Below are 15,426 nucleotides of genomic sequence, written 5' to 3'. Positions count from 1 at the left end.
GCCTATCTGGCGCGATTCCACCGGAGGTGACACATGCGTATCCAGCTCATCGCGTCTGTCGTTCTCGCCTGCGCGCTGCTGCCCGTAGCCCGCGCCGCCGACATTGCCACCAAGGCCGAAGCGGAGGCGATGGTGCATAAAGCCCTGAAGTTCTTGAAGGCCAACGGCAAGGAGAAAACCTACGCCGAAATCAACAAGAGGGATGGCCAGTTCACCGACCGCGATCTGTACCTGACCGTGTACGGACTGGACGGCGTGGTGCGCGCGCACGGCGCCAACGCCAAGATGATCGGCAAGAACCTGATGGAAATTAAGGACGTCGACGGCAAGGCCTTCGTCAAGGAGCGCATCGAGCTGGCGAAGAAAAAGCAGCCGTTCTGGCAGGACTACAAGTTCACCAATCCGGTCAGCGGCCAGATCGAACCGAAGTCCATGTATTGCGTGCCGGAAGAGGACCTGGTGGTCTGCGGCGGGGTCTACCTCAAGTGAGGCCATAAGGCGGTAGAATGCGTGCTTTCCAGCAGGGAGTATGCCGTGAGCACCAACGAAGACCGCTTTATCGATATTGAAATCAAACTGGCGCACCAGGAACACATCGTGGAATCGCTGAACCAGCGCGTCTACGAGCAACAGCAGCAGATCGACAAGCTGGAGCAGATGTGCGCGGCGCTGGTGCAGCATGTGCGCGACCAGGCGCAAGGCGGCGGTGGTGGCGGCGCGCTGGCGCACGAACCACCTCCGCACTACTGATTAGGCCAGCACAGGCTAGGCCAGTACTGCTCGCAGCGCTTCCACCACGATCGCATGGTCTTCCGCCTGGCGCAGGCCGGAGACGGTGGCCGTGCCGATCAGTCCGACATTCCTGACCACCACCGGGAACGAGCCGCCGTAGGGCGCGTACTCTTTCGGGTCCAGGTACTTCACTTCCTCGAACGCCACGCCGCGATTTTTATAATCGGTGCCGATCTGGAACGAGCAGCGGCCAAAGCGCGTCACCACATTGCTCTTGCGGCGTATCCAGTCGGCCTGGTCGGGCGTGGCGCCCTGCATCGCGTGGTGGAACAGCACCTTGCCGTTGACCGTCACGTTGACGGTGACGCTCTTCTCGCGTTGCCTGGCCAGCTCGATCACCTTCAGGCCCAGCGCCAGCGCGGTGTCGCTGGTGAAGGCGGTGAATTGCAGTTCCTTTTCCTGCTGCGCCAGGGTTTCCAGCAGCTCGACATAATTTTCCATCGTTGATCCTTTTCCGGTACAAGACGGCAGTGTAGCCTAGCGGAAGTCGAAGCGCGGCGCGGCGGCCTTCTGCTCGGCCCTGGCCAGCCAATCACTTGCCAGGGCCGCATCCGCCTTCAGGCCCAGCTCGCCTTTTTGATAGGCGGTGGCCAGGCGGCGCATGGCCGCTTCGAAGTTCAGGTTGGCCGAGCGCAGGTACATGGCGGCGGCGGTCGCCGCGCTGTGGGGCACACCCTGTCCGGTTTCGTGCAGTGCCGCCAGGCGAAACAGGCCATCCGGATTGTTTTGCGCGGCCGCCATCTGGTACTGCGCCGCCGCGCGGGCCAGGTCTTTGTCGACGCCCAGTCCATGTTCGTACAGGCCGCCCAGCGCGGCCTGCGCATAGCCGTTGCCCTGGCCGGCGGCGCGGATATACCAGTCGCGCGCGGCGACATAATCCTGCGCGACGCCGCTGCCGGTTTCGTAGGCGTAGCCCAGGTTGTTCTCGGCCACCGCGCTGCCGTTCTTGCTGGCGGCGCGCTGCCACTTCACGCCCTCGACCGGATCGGCGGCGACGCCGTGCAGGCCGTGGGACAGCACCAGGCCCAGCCGGATTTGCGCGCCGACGTCCTGGTCGGCCGCCGCCAGGCGCAGGTAGCGCAAGCCTTCCTCGTCGTTTTGGGCGACGCCCCGGCCGCTCAGGTACATGGTGGCCAGGTCGCGCTCGGCGGCGGGATTGTGCTTGGCGGCCGCCAGTTGCAGCCAATGCAGCGCCTGCGGCAGATCCTCGGGTACGCCTTTGCCGTACAGGTAGAACAAGCCCAGATTGGCCTCGCCCCAGGTATTGCCGCCATCGGCCGCCTTGCGATACCACTTGGCGGCTTCGACCATATCGATCGCAACGCCGCGGCCATAGGCGTGCAGCAGGCCGATGTTGATTTTCGCCTGGTGGTCGCCCTGCGCGGCCGCTTTCAGATACCAGGCCATCGCCTCGGCATCATCCTTGGCGACACCGTTGCCATGTTCGTAGCGGTAGCCCAGGTTCAGCTGCGCGGCCGCGTGGCCGGCTTCGGCGGCCTTGCGATACCAGACGCTCGCTTCGACCTGGTCCTTGGACGCTTCCGATCCGTGCGCCAGTCGACGGGCCAGCTCGAACTGCGCCGCCACCAGGCTCTTGTCCAGCGTGACGCGGAACTGTTCCAGGCTGGCCGCCTGGTTGGCCGCGCCGTTGCTGTAGGCCTTGGCCAGCATGTACAGCGCTTCGGGATCGTCGGCCAGCGCGGCGTCGTGGTACTGCGTTACGGCCTGCCGATCGACCTTGATCCTGGAGGCGCCCTCCAGTTCCCACACATACTGCATCTGCTGCCAGGCGCTGACCGGTTTGCCGTCGACGGTGCCCGGCTTGAAGCGGCACAGGCGCACGCCGTTGACGGCCGCGTCGTCGAGCAGCGGGAAGCCGCTGGAGCGGACCACTTTGGAGTCGACCACGCTGCCATCGGCGGCGATCAGGAAGGACAGGGTCACGGTGCCGCTTTGTTCCTTGCGCAGCGCTTCCTTGGGCCAGACGGGCTTGGCGCAGCTTTGGAAATCGGCGACCGGCCTGGTGCGCGGCTGGTCGGCGTGGCTGGCCAGCGAGACCGAGACGCCCAGCGCCGCGGCCAGCAGGCGCCAAGTGGAAAAAGTCTGGCCCATAGCGTATCCTTAATGTTTCAAATTTGAAAACTGGCAGGATAGGCGGAAATTAGTTGTTTGTCTATTACCGGCAGGATAGGGGCGGCGTGTCGAATTGGCCGGCCGTCGTTCGTCGTAGGTTGGAGAGGGATGTCCTCTCACTCACAGGAGATACGCACATGACTACGAATACTGTACAACTGCAACGGGTGCTGAAGGCCAAGGCGGAGCGCGTCTACCGCGCCTTCCTGGATGCCGATGCGCTGGCCAAATGGCTTCCGCCGCACGGCTTCACCGGCAAGGTGCATGTGCTGGACGCCAAGGTGGGCGGCGCTTACCGCATGTCGTTCACCAACTTCACCACTGGCGGCGGCCATCACTTCGGCGGCGAGTACCTGGAACTGGTGCCGAACCAGCGGCTGGTCTATACCGGCAAGTTCGATGATCCCAACTTGCCGGGCGTGATGCAGACCACCGTGACGCTGCGCGAGGTGTTCTGCGGCGTGGAGTTGAAGGTGGTGCAGGAAGGCATACCGGCGGTGATACCAACCGAAGCCTGCTACCTGGGCTGGCAGGAGTCGCTGGTGTTGCTGGCGCAGTTGGTGGAGCCTGAGATACGCGAGTGATGCCCGCGTGCTAGAGCAGGCCGAAGACTTTGACGATCAAGCTCATCGTGCCAAGGGCGGTGGTCAGGCTGATGCTCAGCAGAATGCGGAAGTCCGTGGTGCGTATCTTCATCAGCTGCTCGTGTACGCGGACAAACTCGGCGTCCACACGAGTAAACTCGGAGTCGACACGAACGAAGCGGGCGTCCACACGATCGAAGCCAGTGTCGGTACGAATAAAGCCTGCCCGCATTTCCTCGCGTAGCCCCGATAAGATCTGGCCTTGATAGTCGATGGCCGTCTCAAGATGGGCAACGCGTTCGGCGATGCGGTGCTGCTCCTGCTGGGGCGGATTATTGCCGTTCATGGTGGACTCCTCGGAGGCATTCACCACTTTACGCCAGCATGAACGCGCAGCATAGCGCGCACGATTGATGCAGGTCCGAGCGGTACAGCCGAGCCGGCAGTAAATGACTCGGTCACATGGTCTCCAATAGGATGGGAATAAATGGAAATATTGTTTGGAAACCTGCGCTCCCGCGAAGGCGGGACGGTGCGACGCGCCGTCGGTCGGTGGTTGAAAAATATGCTGGCGCTGGTGGGCTTGTTGGCCTTGCTGGCCGGTGCGGCGCGGTTCTTGTTGAATTATTTCGGCGATCGGCCCTCTCCAACGCAGGAGCTGCGCTCGCCTGATGGACGATACAAGGCGGTGCTGCTCAACGAGAACGGCGGAGGCGGCATTGCTCCCTATTGCATTGATACGGTCGCTGTCGTGTCCGCCAATGTGAAGGTCGATACGCGTGACGATGCCCAGGTCGTGTATGTGGGCGGCTGCGCCAGCTTCCGTGATCCAAGGACCAATAATCTGCGCAATGGCCCGGATGTCAAATGGCTCGCGGCCAATCATCTGGAGATTCGTTTTCCGCAAGACAGCTTGGGCGGGGTCGCGGAGTTGCGCTTGAAGCAATATGCCGTCAAGGGCAAAGTGACCATCACCTACCGAATCGACGGTAGCTACTAATCATTGGACTCTCGGACAGGGGAGCCAGTTCCAAGTGGTGCTATGATCTTATGACCATCCAGATAGTCATGAGGTGCCCATGTACACGTTCTCTCTGGCTGAAGCGAAAGCGCAGCTGAGCAAGCTGATCGAGTTGGTAGAGGGCGGCGAACAGGTGACGATCACCAAGCGTGGAAAAGCGGTCGTCAAGATTGTGAAAAGCGATCCACCCCGTCAGCATGTCCCTAGCCTGGCCGAACACCGGGCGGGCATTCGTTATTCGGGCGAGCCGGCAGCTGAATTCATTCGTAAAATTCGTGACACAGATCGTTATTGACGAGCCCCGCCAACGCTAAGCTTGATGGGCGCCTTTTACATAGAAACCACAGTTCACAATGGTTAGCGAGTTTGCTAACATATTCGTATGGCCTACCAACTGGAGTATTTCAGTCAGCGCGTCCTCGACACTATCGAATCGTGGCCAGCGGATGTATTGGCGGACTATGCTCGGCTCGTTGAGTTGTTGCTAGAGCATGGCCCGAATCTGCGGCTGCCATTCTCCCGAGCTTTTGGTGATGGACTCTTTGAACTCCGGCCTCACGGGCATTCAGGTGCGGGGCGAGCGATGTATTGTTTCATTTTTGAGAAACGCGTTATCGTGCTGCATGCGTTCCTCAAGAAATCCAGACAGACGCCAGAGAAGGAACTGAAGTTGGCACGTAAGCGTTTGAGGGAGATACATCATGGCTGACACGAAGTTTAAGCCGGTGAAGCACAATCATGAGGAGTTCATTGCCAAGGCCAGGAAGCGCCCCGGATTTGACGAGGCATACCAAGCCTCTGAGTTGGAATATGCGCTGGTCGAGCAGATGCTGAAGGCTCGTACCAAAGCCGGACTCACGCAGGACAACGTAGCGGATATCATGGGGACCACGAAAAGCGCTATCTCCCGCCTTGAAGCGGGAAGGCGGCATGCGCCATCCGTTGCGACGCTGCAAAAATATGCCGCAGCGGTAGGTTGCGAATTACAGATAAAAATGGTGCGACGAAAGTCGGCCTGAAAAGGATCACAACACATGGGCAAAACCAGGCTGGAAGCATTCAGCGATGGCGTCATCGCCATCATCATCACCATCATGGTGCTGGAGCTGAAGGTGCCGCATGGCGCGGACTGGGCGGCGTTGCAGCCCTTGTGGCCGGTGTTCCTCAGCTATGTGCTGAGCTTTGTCTACGTCGGGATTTACTGGAACAACCACCATCATCTGATGCACACCGTCAGCAAGATCACCGGCGGCGCGCTGTGGGGCAATCTGCATTTGCTGTTCTGGCTGTCGCTGGTGCCGTTCGTGACCAGCTGGGTCGGCGAGAACCACTTCGCCGCGCTGCCGCTGGCCTGCTATGGCTTCATCCTGTTCATGTCCAGCTCCGCCTACTTCATCCTGGCCAAGTGCCTGGCGGCCAACAACGAAGCGCTGCGGCTTGCGCTGGGCAAGGACCGCAAGGGCAAGCTGTCCTCGCTGCTGTATTTGGTCGGCATAGTCTTGTCGCTGGTCGAACCGATGGCCGGTTTCGCGCTTTACGTGATCGTCGCGATGATCTGGTTTATTCCGGATCGCCGCTTCGAGCACCGCCAGCATGCTGGCTGAACGACTCCCACCGCGCGGCGGTGGGAGCCGGCCACCAGCTCGACCAGGTAGTCGGCCGGGGCCGGTCTTCAAACTGGATGGCCAGTCCTGTAAAACGCTGGCTAAAGAACTTAAATCGTCTTGATCTTCGGGCGAGCACCCGGGCGGGAGCGCAGTTTCGACGCAATCACCACTAGCAATCCAAAGCCGAACATCAAGGGCATACTTGGTTCAGGCACAGCTGACACGCCGCTGTAACCAGCGCTGCCGAAATCATTGCATGCGCTGCCGCAACTACTATAGATACCGTTGTGGTCCATCGTCACGGCGGCATTGAGCGCCAGCGCCCGGCCACCGAAGATATTGGCGCCGGTATCAAGGGTAATGCTCTGGTCCGCCAGGATATTGCCAGCAAAGGCGGTGTTGCCACCAATAGTGGCGGAACTGCCCACCAGCCAGAAGATACCTGTCTGGCTGCCGGCGTTGATGACATTGACGGCTGAGCCCGTGGCCGTTGTCAAGTTACTGCCGATCTTGAAAATGAACTGGGCGGTTGGATCGTTTTGCGCATCCAGCGTCAAGGTGCCAGTCAATTGGGCCGAGGAGTCGAATTGATAAATGCCCGCATGCAGTGTCAGCGCCGACAAATCTTGACCGGTCAGATTGACAGTGGCCGCTTTGTTTGCCAGGGAGGCAAAGGCCGTGAAGCTGGCGTTATGGGCGTTCAAAGCGGCCATATCGCTGTCGTGTATCGCGCCAGTCAAGGAAAAACTACCGGAGCCGGTGATAGACGAGCCTGGAGACAATCCTACATCTCCGACTATGGTGGTTGCACCAGTATTGGTAATGGTACTTGCGCCTAAGACCGCAAAATCTTGCGCCGTGCCGAGCAAAGGGGCGGTTGATGCCTGAGCCGCCCCGAAGGTCAGCGCAAGCAGGAATGGTATCGTAAGTTTAATAAAATTCATGGCAACACTTTCATCGCGAGCAGTGAGCTCAGTAGTGATCAAAATTTTTAATGTGCAGGTGCACATGGGTACCAATTCGCATTGGCCATTATTGTTGTTATTTGCTAACTTTTTCAGTTTAGCTATATATTCCCTGGTCGTATGTGTGTTGGCACACATAACAGGTCAGCTCCAACGATCGGCTGGCGACGGCGGCGCAGCAGCCGGCAGCCGGCAAGCCGGCCAGTGCAAGTAGACGCAACATATGGCGCGCTTTATTTATCGTGCGCCGCCAGCGCTGTTTGCTTGGACTTGCTGAGCGATGCCACCGCGCGACGGTAGGAGCCGGCCACCAGCTCGGCCAGGTAGTCGGCCGGGAACTTGCTCACGTCGACGATGGTCACCCAGTGAAAGCGCCCCATGTAGCGCGCCGGCTTCACGCCCGGCACGTCGGTCAGCTCCAGGAAGCGGTCCGGCGTCACGCGCAGGCTGAAGCGCCAGCGCTCCGGCTCGCTGGTCTTGAAGTAGGCGTAGGTCTTGCCTTCGACCTTGTAGACCAGGATATTCGACGGTTCGCCGTGCAGGGTTTCCACCGCGCCGGGGTATTGCTGGCAATGTCGTTTCAGCTGTTGCGTGTTCATTTCTGCGGCGATGTTGCAAGGGGAGCCTCAGTGTAGCCGTAAAAATGCCAATTCGACAAAGCATTCTTCGGAAAAATCCCCTACTTTCCAACCAAGTGCAGTGCAGCATTTTTTGCCAGTGACTGCCGCCATATCACCCTGATATCATCTGGCGCTTCCATGCTGCGCTTCGCTGCGTCAGCATTTTTCCTCGGCGTTTAATGAAAGATTCCATCATGTCCCGTCCTCAGATGCTTGTTATTGCGGCCGCCCTCGGCCTGGCGTTCTCCCAGACCGTACTCGCGGCGCCCGCCGCCGCGCTGGCCGGCAACCCGCTGGCCGCCGCCAGCACGCTGCCGTTCCATTACCCGGCATTTGACCAGATCAAGGACGAGCACTTCCAGCCGGCCTTCGTCGAAGGCATGCGCATCCAGCTGAAGGAAATCGAAGCGATCGCCGACAACAAGAAGCCGGCCACGTTCGAGAACACCATCGTCGCCATGGAAAAATCCGGCGAGCTGCTGACCCGCGTGCAAACCACCTTCGGCAACCTGCAAGGCGCCAACACCAACGACAAGCTGGACGCGATCGATAGCGAGATGTCGCCCAAGCTGGCCGCCCACGGCGACGCCATCTACCTGAACGCCAAGCTGTACGCCCGCGTGAAGTCGCTGTACGACAACCGCGACAAGCTCAAGCTCGACGCCGAATCGAAGCACCTGCTGGAACGCTACCACACCGATTTCGTCCGCGCCGGCGCCAAGCTGTCCAACGCCGACAAGGAAAAACTCAAGACCATCAACGGCGCCATCGCCACGCTGCAAACCACCTTCACCCAGAACGTGCTGAAGGAAACCAACGCCTCGGCGCTGGTGGTCGACACCCGCGCAGAACTGGCCGGCATGACCGACGCCGCCATCGACGCCGCGGCGGCCGCCGCCAAGGCCAAGGGCATGGACGGCAAGTTCCTGGTCGCCATCGTCAACACCAGCGGCCAGCCGCCGCTGGCCGTGCTGACCAACCGCGCCGTGCGCGAACGCCTGATGGCCGCGTCGCTGACGCGCGGCAGCCGTGGCGGCGAGTTCGACAGCCGCGAAGTGGTGCTGAAAATCGCCAAGGCGCGCGCCGAGAAAGCCACCCTGCTGGGCTACGCCAACTTCGCCGCCTACTCGCTGGAAGACCAGACCGCGCACGACACCGCCGCCGTCAACAAGCTGCTGGGCGAGCTGGCCAAGCCGGCCGTCACCAACGCGAAGAAAGAAGCGGCCGACCTGCAAACCGTGGTCGACGCCGACAAGGGCGGCTTCCAGATCGACGCCGCCGACTGGGCCTTCTACACCGACAAGGTGCGCGCCCAGCGCTTCGCCTTCGACGAGAACCAGTTGAAGCCTTACTTCGAGCTCAACAACGTGCTGACCAACGGCGTGTTCTACGCCGCCGGCAAGCTGTACGGCCTGTCGTTCAAGGAGCGCAAGGACCTGCCGGTGTACAACCCGGACGTGCGCGTGTTCGACGTGTTCGACGCCAACGGCAAGCAGCTGGCGATCTTCCTGGCCGACATGTACGCCCGCAGCAACAAGCAGGGCGGCGCCTGGATGAACGAGTACAGCTCGCAATCGTCGCTGCTGGGCACGCACTCGGTGGTGGCCAACCACCTCAACATTCCCAAGCCGCCAGCCGGCGAGCCGACGCTGCTGACCTACGACGAAGTCAAGACCGCCTTCCACGAGTTCGGCCACGCGCTGCACGGCATGTTCTCCAACGTCAAGTACCCGCGCTTCTCCGGCACCAGCGTGCCGCGCGACTTCGTCGAATATCCGTCGCAGGTCAACGAGATGTGGGCGGTGTGGCCCGAGGTTCTCTCCAACTACGCCAAGCACTACAAGACCGGCGCGGCCATGCCGAAGGAACTGCTGGACAAGGTCATCGCCTCGAAGAAATTCAACCAGGGCTTCCTGACCACCGAGTACCTGTCGGCCTCGCTGCTGGACCAGCGCTGGCACCAGCTGACGCCGTCGCAGATCCCGACCGACGTGCTGGCCTTTGAAGCGGCTTCGCTGAAGGACATGGGCGTGGACTTCGCGCCGGTGCCGCCGCGCTACCGCACCACCTACTTCTCGCACAGCTTCTCCGGCGGCTACTCGGCCGGCTACTACGCCTACCTGTGGTCCGAGAAACTGGACGCCGACACCGTCGAATGGTTCAAGGAAAAAGGCGGCCTGAAGCGCGAGAACGGCGACTGGTTCCGCGCCAAGCTGCTGTCGCGCGGCGGCACCGACGATGCGATGAACCTATTCCGCAACTTCCGCGGCCGCGATCCGATCATCGAGCCGCTGCTGGAGCGTCGTGGCCTGACCGGTAAATAAAGCCGAAGCAGCGTAAGTCAGCAGGGCCGGACTCGATTTGTGTAAGAATCGAGTCCGGCCCTTTCATTTTATGAGTAAGATAGAACTATGAGTAACGAACTGCACGGCGTGACGCTGGAAGCCATCGTAACCCGTTTGCACGCGCATTACGGCTGGGAACAGCTGGGCCTACGGATCGACATCAATTGCTTCATCAGCGATCCGAGCATCAAGTCCAGCCTGAAATTTTTGCGCAAGACACCGTGGGCCCGCGCCAGAGTCGAAGAACTCTACGTCGCCACGACATTTACCGACTAGGGATTTATCATGGACAGCAATCTGAAAACCTCATTGAGTGCCCTGCGCAGCCAGCTGGCCGGCGCCGGTCCGATCGACGATGAATTGCAGGAACTGCTGACGCAGCTGGACGGCGACATCAAGCAGCTGCTGGAACGCCGCGCCGCCGCCGAAGCCAACCCGGGCGAGAGCACCACCTACGGCCTGGCCGAACGCACCCAGGAAATCTCCGCCAAGTTCGCGGCCCAGCATCCGCAACTCGAGCCGGCCCTGCGCGAATTGGGCAATATCCTGTCCAGCATGGGAATTTAAAGCAGGGGGGAGGACCCGGGGAACCTAGGTCCCCGGGCAGCCGGCGTTACGGAAACGCCAGCATCGGCGGTTCCATACCGCCAAAGCTGATTTCGGGATGACGCTTGGCGATCATCTCTTCGATTTCTTCGACGCGCCGCACCGGCACGTCCACCATCAACAGCACCTGGCCCTGCTCGATGCGCGGCGTGAACTGCTTGAGCCGGGTGTTCGGCACGGCCGCCGCATTCATGCCGGATGCCCAGCCGCCGAAGATCGCCCCGCCCAGCGCCACCAGCAGGATGGCGGCGGTGCGCAAGGTCATGCCGTCCACCGGGAACAAGGTCAGGAACACCCCGGCCCCGAGGCCGACGATGGCGCCGATCACCACGCCCAGCTGGGCGCCGTGCACCAGGTCGGTCTTCTGCAGGAAGCTGACGTCCGGCATGTCCGACGGCAGGCCATCCCTGGCCATGAAGCGCATATGGCCGATCTCGATCCGCGCCAGCAGCAACTCGTCCAGCATGGCACGGGCGCTCGGCACGTCGGGCAGCATGAAATAAAGTCGGCGTCGCATAATGGTCTCCCGGTGGCAGGTATCTAACCGTTATAGCAAAGTTGCGGACTATAGCAATGTAAATCCTGCATCATTGACACTCAAGTGATTGAATACTAAAAGAATTTTTCTTTCTGCCATGAGCGGAGCCGGGGCATTTCCGGTACAATGCTGTCCGATATGAGCTCCCCTACCAATTTATTTGCGACCGTCCCGAAACGGTCTGCCCGCGCTGCCGTTGCGCCTTTCCTGCCGATGTCCCGCGCCGAAATGGCTGCGCTCGGCTGGGACGAGTGCGACGTCATCCTCGTCACCGGCGACGCCTACATCGACCATCCGAGCTTCGGCATGGCCCTGGTCGGCCGCCTGCTGGAGGCGCAGGGCTTCCGCGTCGGCATCATCTCGCAGCCGGACTGGCACTCGGCCGACGCCTTCCGCGCGCTGGGCAAGCCGCGCCTGTACTACGGCATCACCGCCGGCAATATGGACTCGATGGTCAACCGCTACACGGCCGACCGCAAGATCCGCTCCGACGACGCCTACACCGCCAACGGCGAACCGAACAAGCGCCCCGACCGCGCCGTCACCGTCTACGCCCAGCGCGTGCGCGAAGCCTACCCCGGCACGCCGGTGGTGATCGGCTCGATCGAAGCGTCGCTGCGCCGCATCGCCCACTTCGACTACTGGTCGGACAAGGTGCGCCGCTCGGTGCTGACCGATTCCAAGGCCGACCTGCTGATCTTCGGCAACGCCGAGCGTGCGCTGGTCGACCTGACCCACCGCATGGCCGCCGGCGAGGACATCAAGTCCATCCGCGACCTGCGCGGCACCGCCTTCATGGTGCCGGCCGGCTGGCTGCCGGACCAGGACTGGGGCGTGCACAACAGCACCCGCGTCGACGTGCCCGGCAAGGTCGACACCCATCCCGATCCGTACATGATGGTGCAGCAGAACACCTCGTCGTGCGCCACCGAGAACGGCGGCGCCAAGGGCGAAGTGGACGAGGGCATGGTCGAGCCCAAGCCGGTGGTGCCGGTCGAGGTGATCAAGCCTATCCGCATCATGAGCCGCGAAGAGCGCCAGGCCATGGCCAAGGAAAAGCACAACAAGACCGTGGTGCGGCTGCCGTCCTACGAAACCGTCAGCACCGATCCGGTGATGTACGCGCACGCCTCGCGCGTGTTCCACCTGGAATCGAATCCCGGCAACGCCCGCGCCATGGTGCAGGCGCACGGCGAGCGCGACGTCTGGCTCAACCCGCCGCCGCTGCCGTTGCGCATGGACGAGATGGACGGCGTGTACGACATGAACTACGCGCGCGCGCCGCACCCGTCCTACGGCAAGGCCCGCATTCCGGCCTGGGAAATGATACGCTTCTCGGTCAACATCATGCGCGGCTGCTTCGGCGGCTGCACCTTCTGCTCGATCACCGAGCACGAGGGCCGCATCATCCAGAGCCGCTCGGAGCCGTCGATCCTGCGCGAGATCGAGCACATCCGCGACAAGACCAAGGGCTTCACCGGCACCATCTCCGACCTCGGCGGCCCGACCGCCAATATGTACCGGCTGGCCTGCAAGGACCCGAAGATCGAGGAATCGTGCCGCCGCCTGTCGTGCGTGTACCCGTCGATCTGCGTCAACCTGGGCACCGACCACAGCAAGCTGATCTCGCTGTACCGCAAGGCGCGCGCCATCCCCGGCGTGAAGAAGATCCTGATCTCGTCGGGCCTGCGCTACGACATCGCGGTGCGCTCGCCCGAGTACGTCAAGGAGCTGGTGACCCACCACGTGGGCGGCCTGCTGAAGATCGCGCCGGAGCACACGGAAGAAAACACGCTGTCGAAGATGATGAAGCCGGGCATCGGCGCCTACGACGAGTTCAAGGAAATGTTCGACCGCTTCTCGCTGGAGGCGGGCAAGAAGCAGTACCTGATCCCGTACTTCATCGCGGCCCACCCCGGCACGACCGACCTCGACATGCTGAACCTGGCGCTGTGGCTGAAGAAGAACAACTTCAAGCTGGACCAGGTGCAGACCTTCATGCCGACGCCGATGGCCATGGCCACCACCATGTACCACACGCGCAAGAACCCGCTGCGCAAGGTGAGCGCGGATTCGGAAGTGGTCGAGACCGCGCGCAGCGGCAAGATCCGCCGCACCCACAAGGCCTTCCTGCGCTACCAGGACCCGGAGAACTGGCCGATCCTGCGCGAGGCGCTGGTGGCCATGGGGCGCGGCGACCTGATCGGCAACGGCGACAAGCATTTGATCCCCTCGTGGTCGGCCGGCGAAGGCAATGCGCCGGACCCGAGCCGGCGCACGCCGTCCGGCCCGGCGCCGAGCGCCAAGGGCGCCCGCTCCGGCATCGTCGCCAGCGCCCAGCCGCCGGCACGCCACCAGGGCCAGCGCGCCAATGCGCTGACCGGCTCGCTGACGGCGCGCCAGTCGCTCGACACCAAGCCGCGCGCCTCGATTCTCGACACCATCAAGGTCAAGAAGCCGGCCGCCGCCGCGCCGGCCAAGGGCGCCAAGCCGGCCCCGCGCGGCCGCAAATAAGCCGCAAATAAGTCGCCAACCGGCCGCCAATCGGCCGGCCAGGCCGGCCCGGCCAGCAGCGTCACCACGGTGGCGCTGCTTTTTTTTCGCCCATTTCATTCAGGAAATGTTGTTAAATTCCCCCATCGGTGCAATTGCGTGGATAATTCAGGCTTGCTCCGACGATGCGTGGAGACCGCTTGCGGCTACACTGGTTGCAAGCTGGCCACCGGTCCGGTTGGCCCCGCACGCAGACCTCATTCTGTGAACTGGAAGAACATGAAAAACTTTAAATTCTCGACCCTGTTGCTGGTACCCGTGCTGGCCATCCTGGCCGCATGCGGCGGCGGCGGCGGCGGTGGCAGCAGCACGCCGGCCACGCCGACGGCGGTCACGCTCAAATCGATCGCCATCGCGGCCACCACCACCACCGTCCCGATCGGCATTGCCGTGCCGTTGACGGCCACCGGCACCTATTCGGACAACACCACCAAGGTGCTCAACACCACCACCGGCCTGGTGTGGGCCTTCAAAGGCACCGGCGCGGTGGCGACCATCGTCCCGGCCGGCACTGTGACCGGCAAGGCGGTCGGCTCCGACAGCGTGACCGCGACCCAGGACGGCGTGGTCGGCACCCTGGCCATCAACGTCATCGCGCAGTGGAACGGCGTGGCCGCCGGCGGCAACCAGACCATCGGCCACAAGTCCGACGGCAACCTGTACGGCTGGGGTTCGAACATTCGCGGCCAGCTCGGCGACAGCTCCAAGACCGACCGCAACGCGCCGGTGCTGGTCAGCGGCGCCAGCACGCTGTGGAAGCAGATGGTAGTGGGCGAACAGTTCGTGGTGGCGCTGCGCAGCGACGGCACCCTGTGGACCTGGGGCTCCAATCAGAACGGCACGCTGGGCCTGGGCACGTCCGACACCGACCCGCATCCGGTCCCGACCAAGGTCGGCAAGGACAGCGATTGGGCTTTTGTCGCGGCTGGCAAATCGCACGCGTTCGCGATCAAGACCAGCGGCGCCATGTACGGCTGGGGGCGCAACTTCAACGGCCAGCTGGGCGACGGCACCAACATCGACAGGCTGGCGCCGATCCTGGTACCGCTGCCGACCGGCCTGAAGGCGTGGCTGTCGGTCAGCGCCGGTGACACCCATACGCTGGCCATCATCAAGGACAGCCTGAACCTGTATGGCTGGGGCGGCAATGCCAGCGGCCAGGTCGGCAACGGCGGCCTGGTGGACATTCTGTCTCCCGCCAAGATCGGCACCTTCCAATGGTCGTCGCTGGCGGCCGGCGCCAACCATTCGGTGGCGATCCGCACCGACGGCGCCATGTTCGGCTGGGGTAACAACACGTTTGGCCAGGTCGGCAATAATGGCTCGACCAACATCAACGCGCCCACACCGATCGGCGTCGGCAGCAACTGGCTGGCGGCGGCGTCGGGTGCCACGCACACCATGGCGGTGACCCGCGAAGGCCAGCTGTGGGGCTGGGGCAGCAATGCCGAAAGCCAGCTCGGCACCGGCGGCACGGACAGCCCGACGCCGGTGCAGGTGGGCACCGCCAATAACTGGCTGTCGGTCACCGCGGGCGCGCTGCACAGCTTCGGCCTGCGCTCGGACAATACGCTGTGGGGCTGGGGCCGCAACGCGGAAGGCCAGTTGGGCAAGGGCGACAATGCCCAGGCGCCGGTGCCGGTCGCCATCCCGAACTAAGTA

The 15,426-nt window shown here is 62.5% G+C and carries 19 protein-coding genes; 13 read left to right on the top strand and 6 right to left on the bottom strand.

Annotated features, from left to right (window positions below):
* Window positions 1–33: 33 nt before the first annotated feature.
* Together AC07OK_RS19940 and AC07OK_RS19935 are read left to right on the top strand one after the other, a co-directional pair.
* A complete protein-coding gene (locus tag AC07OK_RS19940) occupies window positions 34–489 on the top strand; it encodes a cache domain-containing protein (protein WP_494691923.1) in 456 nt (151 codons plus the stop codon).
* A gap of 45 nt (window positions 490–534) precedes the next feature.
* Window positions 535–750: a SlyX family protein gene (locus tag AC07OK_RS19935; RefSeq protein ID WP_020703788.1), complete on the top strand. Its 216-nt coding sequence runs from the start codon at window positions 535–537 to the stop codon at window positions 748–750.
* 15 nt (window positions 751–765) lie between these two features.
* Here AC07OK_RS19935 and AC07OK_RS19930 read toward each other — a convergent pair whose 3' ends face one another.
* Together AC07OK_RS19930 and AC07OK_RS19925 are read right to left on the bottom strand one after the other, a co-directional pair.
* Entirely contained in the window at window positions 766–1,233 is a 468-nt protein-coding gene (locus tag AC07OK_RS19930; RefSeq protein ID WP_494691922.1) for a heme-degrading domain-containing protein, read from the bottom strand.
* Between the two features lie 36 nt (window positions 1,234–1,269).
* A complete protein-coding gene (locus AC07OK_RS19925; RefSeq protein WP_494691921.1) occupies window positions 1,270–2,904 on the bottom strand; it encodes a TonB family protein in 1,635 nt (544 codons plus the stop codon).
* A gap of 158 nt (window positions 2,905–3,062) precedes the next feature.
* On the opposite strand from AC07OK_RS19925, the gene AC07OK_RS19920 reads away from it, so the two are divergent.
* Window positions 3,063–3,509 carry an SRPBCC family protein gene (locus AC07OK_RS19920; RefSeq protein WP_494691920.1) on the top strand — a complete coding sequence of 149 codons (447 nt, stop codon included), beginning with the start codon at window positions 3,063–3,065 and terminating at the stop codon, window positions 3,507–3,509.
* 10 nt (window positions 3,510–3,519) lie between these two features.
* Here AC07OK_RS19920 and AC07OK_RS19915 read toward each other — a convergent pair whose 3' ends face one another.
* Window positions 3,520–3,855, bottom strand: coding sequence for a hypothetical protein (locus tag AC07OK_RS19915; RefSeq protein WP_494691919.1), 336 nt, complete (start codon window positions 3,853–3,855; stop codon window positions 3,520–3,522).
* 141 nt (window positions 3,856–3,996) lie between these two features.
* On the opposite strand from AC07OK_RS19915, the gene AC07OK_RS19910 reads away from it, so the two are divergent.
* The 5 genes from AC07OK_RS19910 to AC07OK_RS19890 all read left to right on the top strand — a co-directional run bounded on the left by AC07OK_RS19910 (window position 3,997) and on the right by AC07OK_RS19890 (window position 6,134).
* Window positions 3,997–4,509, top strand: a complete 513-nt coding sequence (locus AC07OK_RS19910) for a hypothetical protein (protein ID WP_494691918.1) — start codon at window positions 3,997–3,999, stop codon at window positions 4,507–4,509.
* Window positions 4,510–4,588: 79 nt separating this feature from the next.
* A complete protein-coding gene (locus AC07OK_RS19905; RefSeq protein WP_494691917.1) occupies window positions 4,589–4,825 on the top strand; it encodes a type II toxin-antitoxin system Phd/YefM family antitoxin in 237 nt (78 codons plus the stop codon).
* Between the two features lie 87 nt (window positions 4,826–4,912).
* Window positions 4,913–5,239, top strand: coding sequence for a type II toxin-antitoxin system RelE/ParE family toxin (locus tag AC07OK_RS19900; RefSeq protein ID WP_494691916.1), 327 nt, complete (start codon window positions 4,913–4,915; stop codon window positions 5,237–5,239).
* The gene (locus tag AC07OK_RS19895) at window positions 5,232–5,549 is read left to right on the top strand and encodes a helix-turn-helix domain-containing protein (protein WP_494691915.1); all 318 of its coding nucleotides are present in this window, start codon (window positions 5,232–5,234) and stop codon (window positions 5,547–5,549) included. The genes AC07OK_RS19900 and AC07OK_RS19895 overlap by 8 nt, the downstream gene beginning before the upstream one ends.
* Window positions 5,550–5,564: 15 nt before the next feature.
* Entirely contained in the window at window positions 5,565–6,134 is a 570-nt protein-coding gene (locus AC07OK_RS19890; protein WP_494691914.1) for a TMEM175 family protein, read from the top strand.
* A gap of 110 nt (window positions 6,135–6,244) precedes the next feature.
* Here AC07OK_RS19890 and AC07OK_RS19885 read toward each other — a convergent pair whose 3' ends face one another.
* Both AC07OK_RS19885 and AC07OK_RS19880 read right to left on the bottom strand, forming a co-directional pair.
* A complete protein-coding gene (locus AC07OK_RS19885) occupies window positions 6,245–7,240 on the bottom strand; it encodes an ice-binding family protein (RefSeq protein WP_494691913.1) in 996 nt (331 codons plus the stop codon).
* A gap of 95 nt (window positions 7,241–7,335) precedes the next feature.
* Complete coding sequence (locus AC07OK_RS19880) at window positions 7,336–7,701, bottom strand: MmcQ/YjbR family DNA-binding protein (RefSeq protein WP_494691912.1); 366 nt, start codon at window positions 7,699–7,701, stop codon at window positions 7,336–7,338.
* Between the two features lie 215 nt (window positions 7,702–7,916).
* Here AC07OK_RS19880 and AC07OK_RS19875 point away from each other — a divergent pair, with 215 nt between their 5' ends.
* From AC07OK_RS19875 to AC07OK_RS19865, 3 genes are all read left to right on the top strand, one after another.
* The gene (locus AC07OK_RS19875; protein ID WP_494691911.1) at window positions 7,917–10,046 is read left to right on the top strand and encodes a M3 family metallopeptidase; all 2,130 of its coding nucleotides are present in this window, start codon (window positions 7,917–7,919) and stop codon (window positions 10,044–10,046) included.
* Window positions 10,047–10,133: 87 nt separating this feature from the next.
* The gene (locus AC07OK_RS19870) at window positions 10,134–10,343 is read left to right on the top strand and encodes a VF530 family protein (RefSeq protein ID WP_020703779.1); all 210 of its coding nucleotides are present in this window, start codon (window positions 10,134–10,136) and stop codon (window positions 10,341–10,343) included.
* Between the two features lie 9 nt (window positions 10,344–10,352).
* The gene (locus AC07OK_RS19865) at window positions 10,353–10,634 is read left to right on the top strand and encodes a DUF4404 family protein (RefSeq protein ID WP_494691910.1); all 282 of its coding nucleotides are present in this window, start codon (window positions 10,353–10,355) and stop codon (window positions 10,632–10,634) included.
* A 46-nt stretch (window positions 10,635–10,680) separates the two neighbouring features.
* On the opposite strand, the gene AC07OK_RS19860 is transcribed toward AC07OK_RS19865, so the two are convergent.
* Window positions 10,681–11,190, bottom strand: a complete 510-nt coding sequence (locus AC07OK_RS19860; protein WP_494691909.1) for a DUF1269 domain-containing protein — start codon at window positions 11,188–11,190, stop codon at window positions 10,681–10,683.
* A 234-nt stretch (window positions 11,191–11,424) separates the two neighbouring features.
* On the opposite strand from AC07OK_RS19860, the gene AC07OK_RS19855 reads away from it, so the two are divergent.
* Both AC07OK_RS19855 and AC07OK_RS19850 read left to right on the top strand, forming a co-directional pair.
* Window positions 11,425–13,725 (top strand): YgiQ family radical SAM protein, encoded by a 2,301-nt coding sequence (locus AC07OK_RS19855; protein ID WP_494691908.1) that lies wholly within the window; start codon window positions 11,425–11,427, stop codon window positions 13,723–13,725.
* Between the two features lie 258 nt (window positions 13,726–13,983).
* Complete coding sequence (locus tag AC07OK_RS19850; RefSeq protein ID WP_494691907.1) at window positions 13,984–15,423, top strand: hypothetical protein; 1,440 nt, start codon at window positions 13,984–13,986, stop codon at window positions 15,421–15,423.
* The last annotated feature ends 3 nt before the right edge of the window (window positions 15,424–15,426 follow it).

The sequence above is a fragment of the Duganella sp. GW821-FHT07G03 genome (assembly GCF_059418605.1).
The sequence above is the reverse complement of the archived record's forward strand: the minus strand, read 5'-3'. Positions and strand labels throughout refer to the sequence as shown.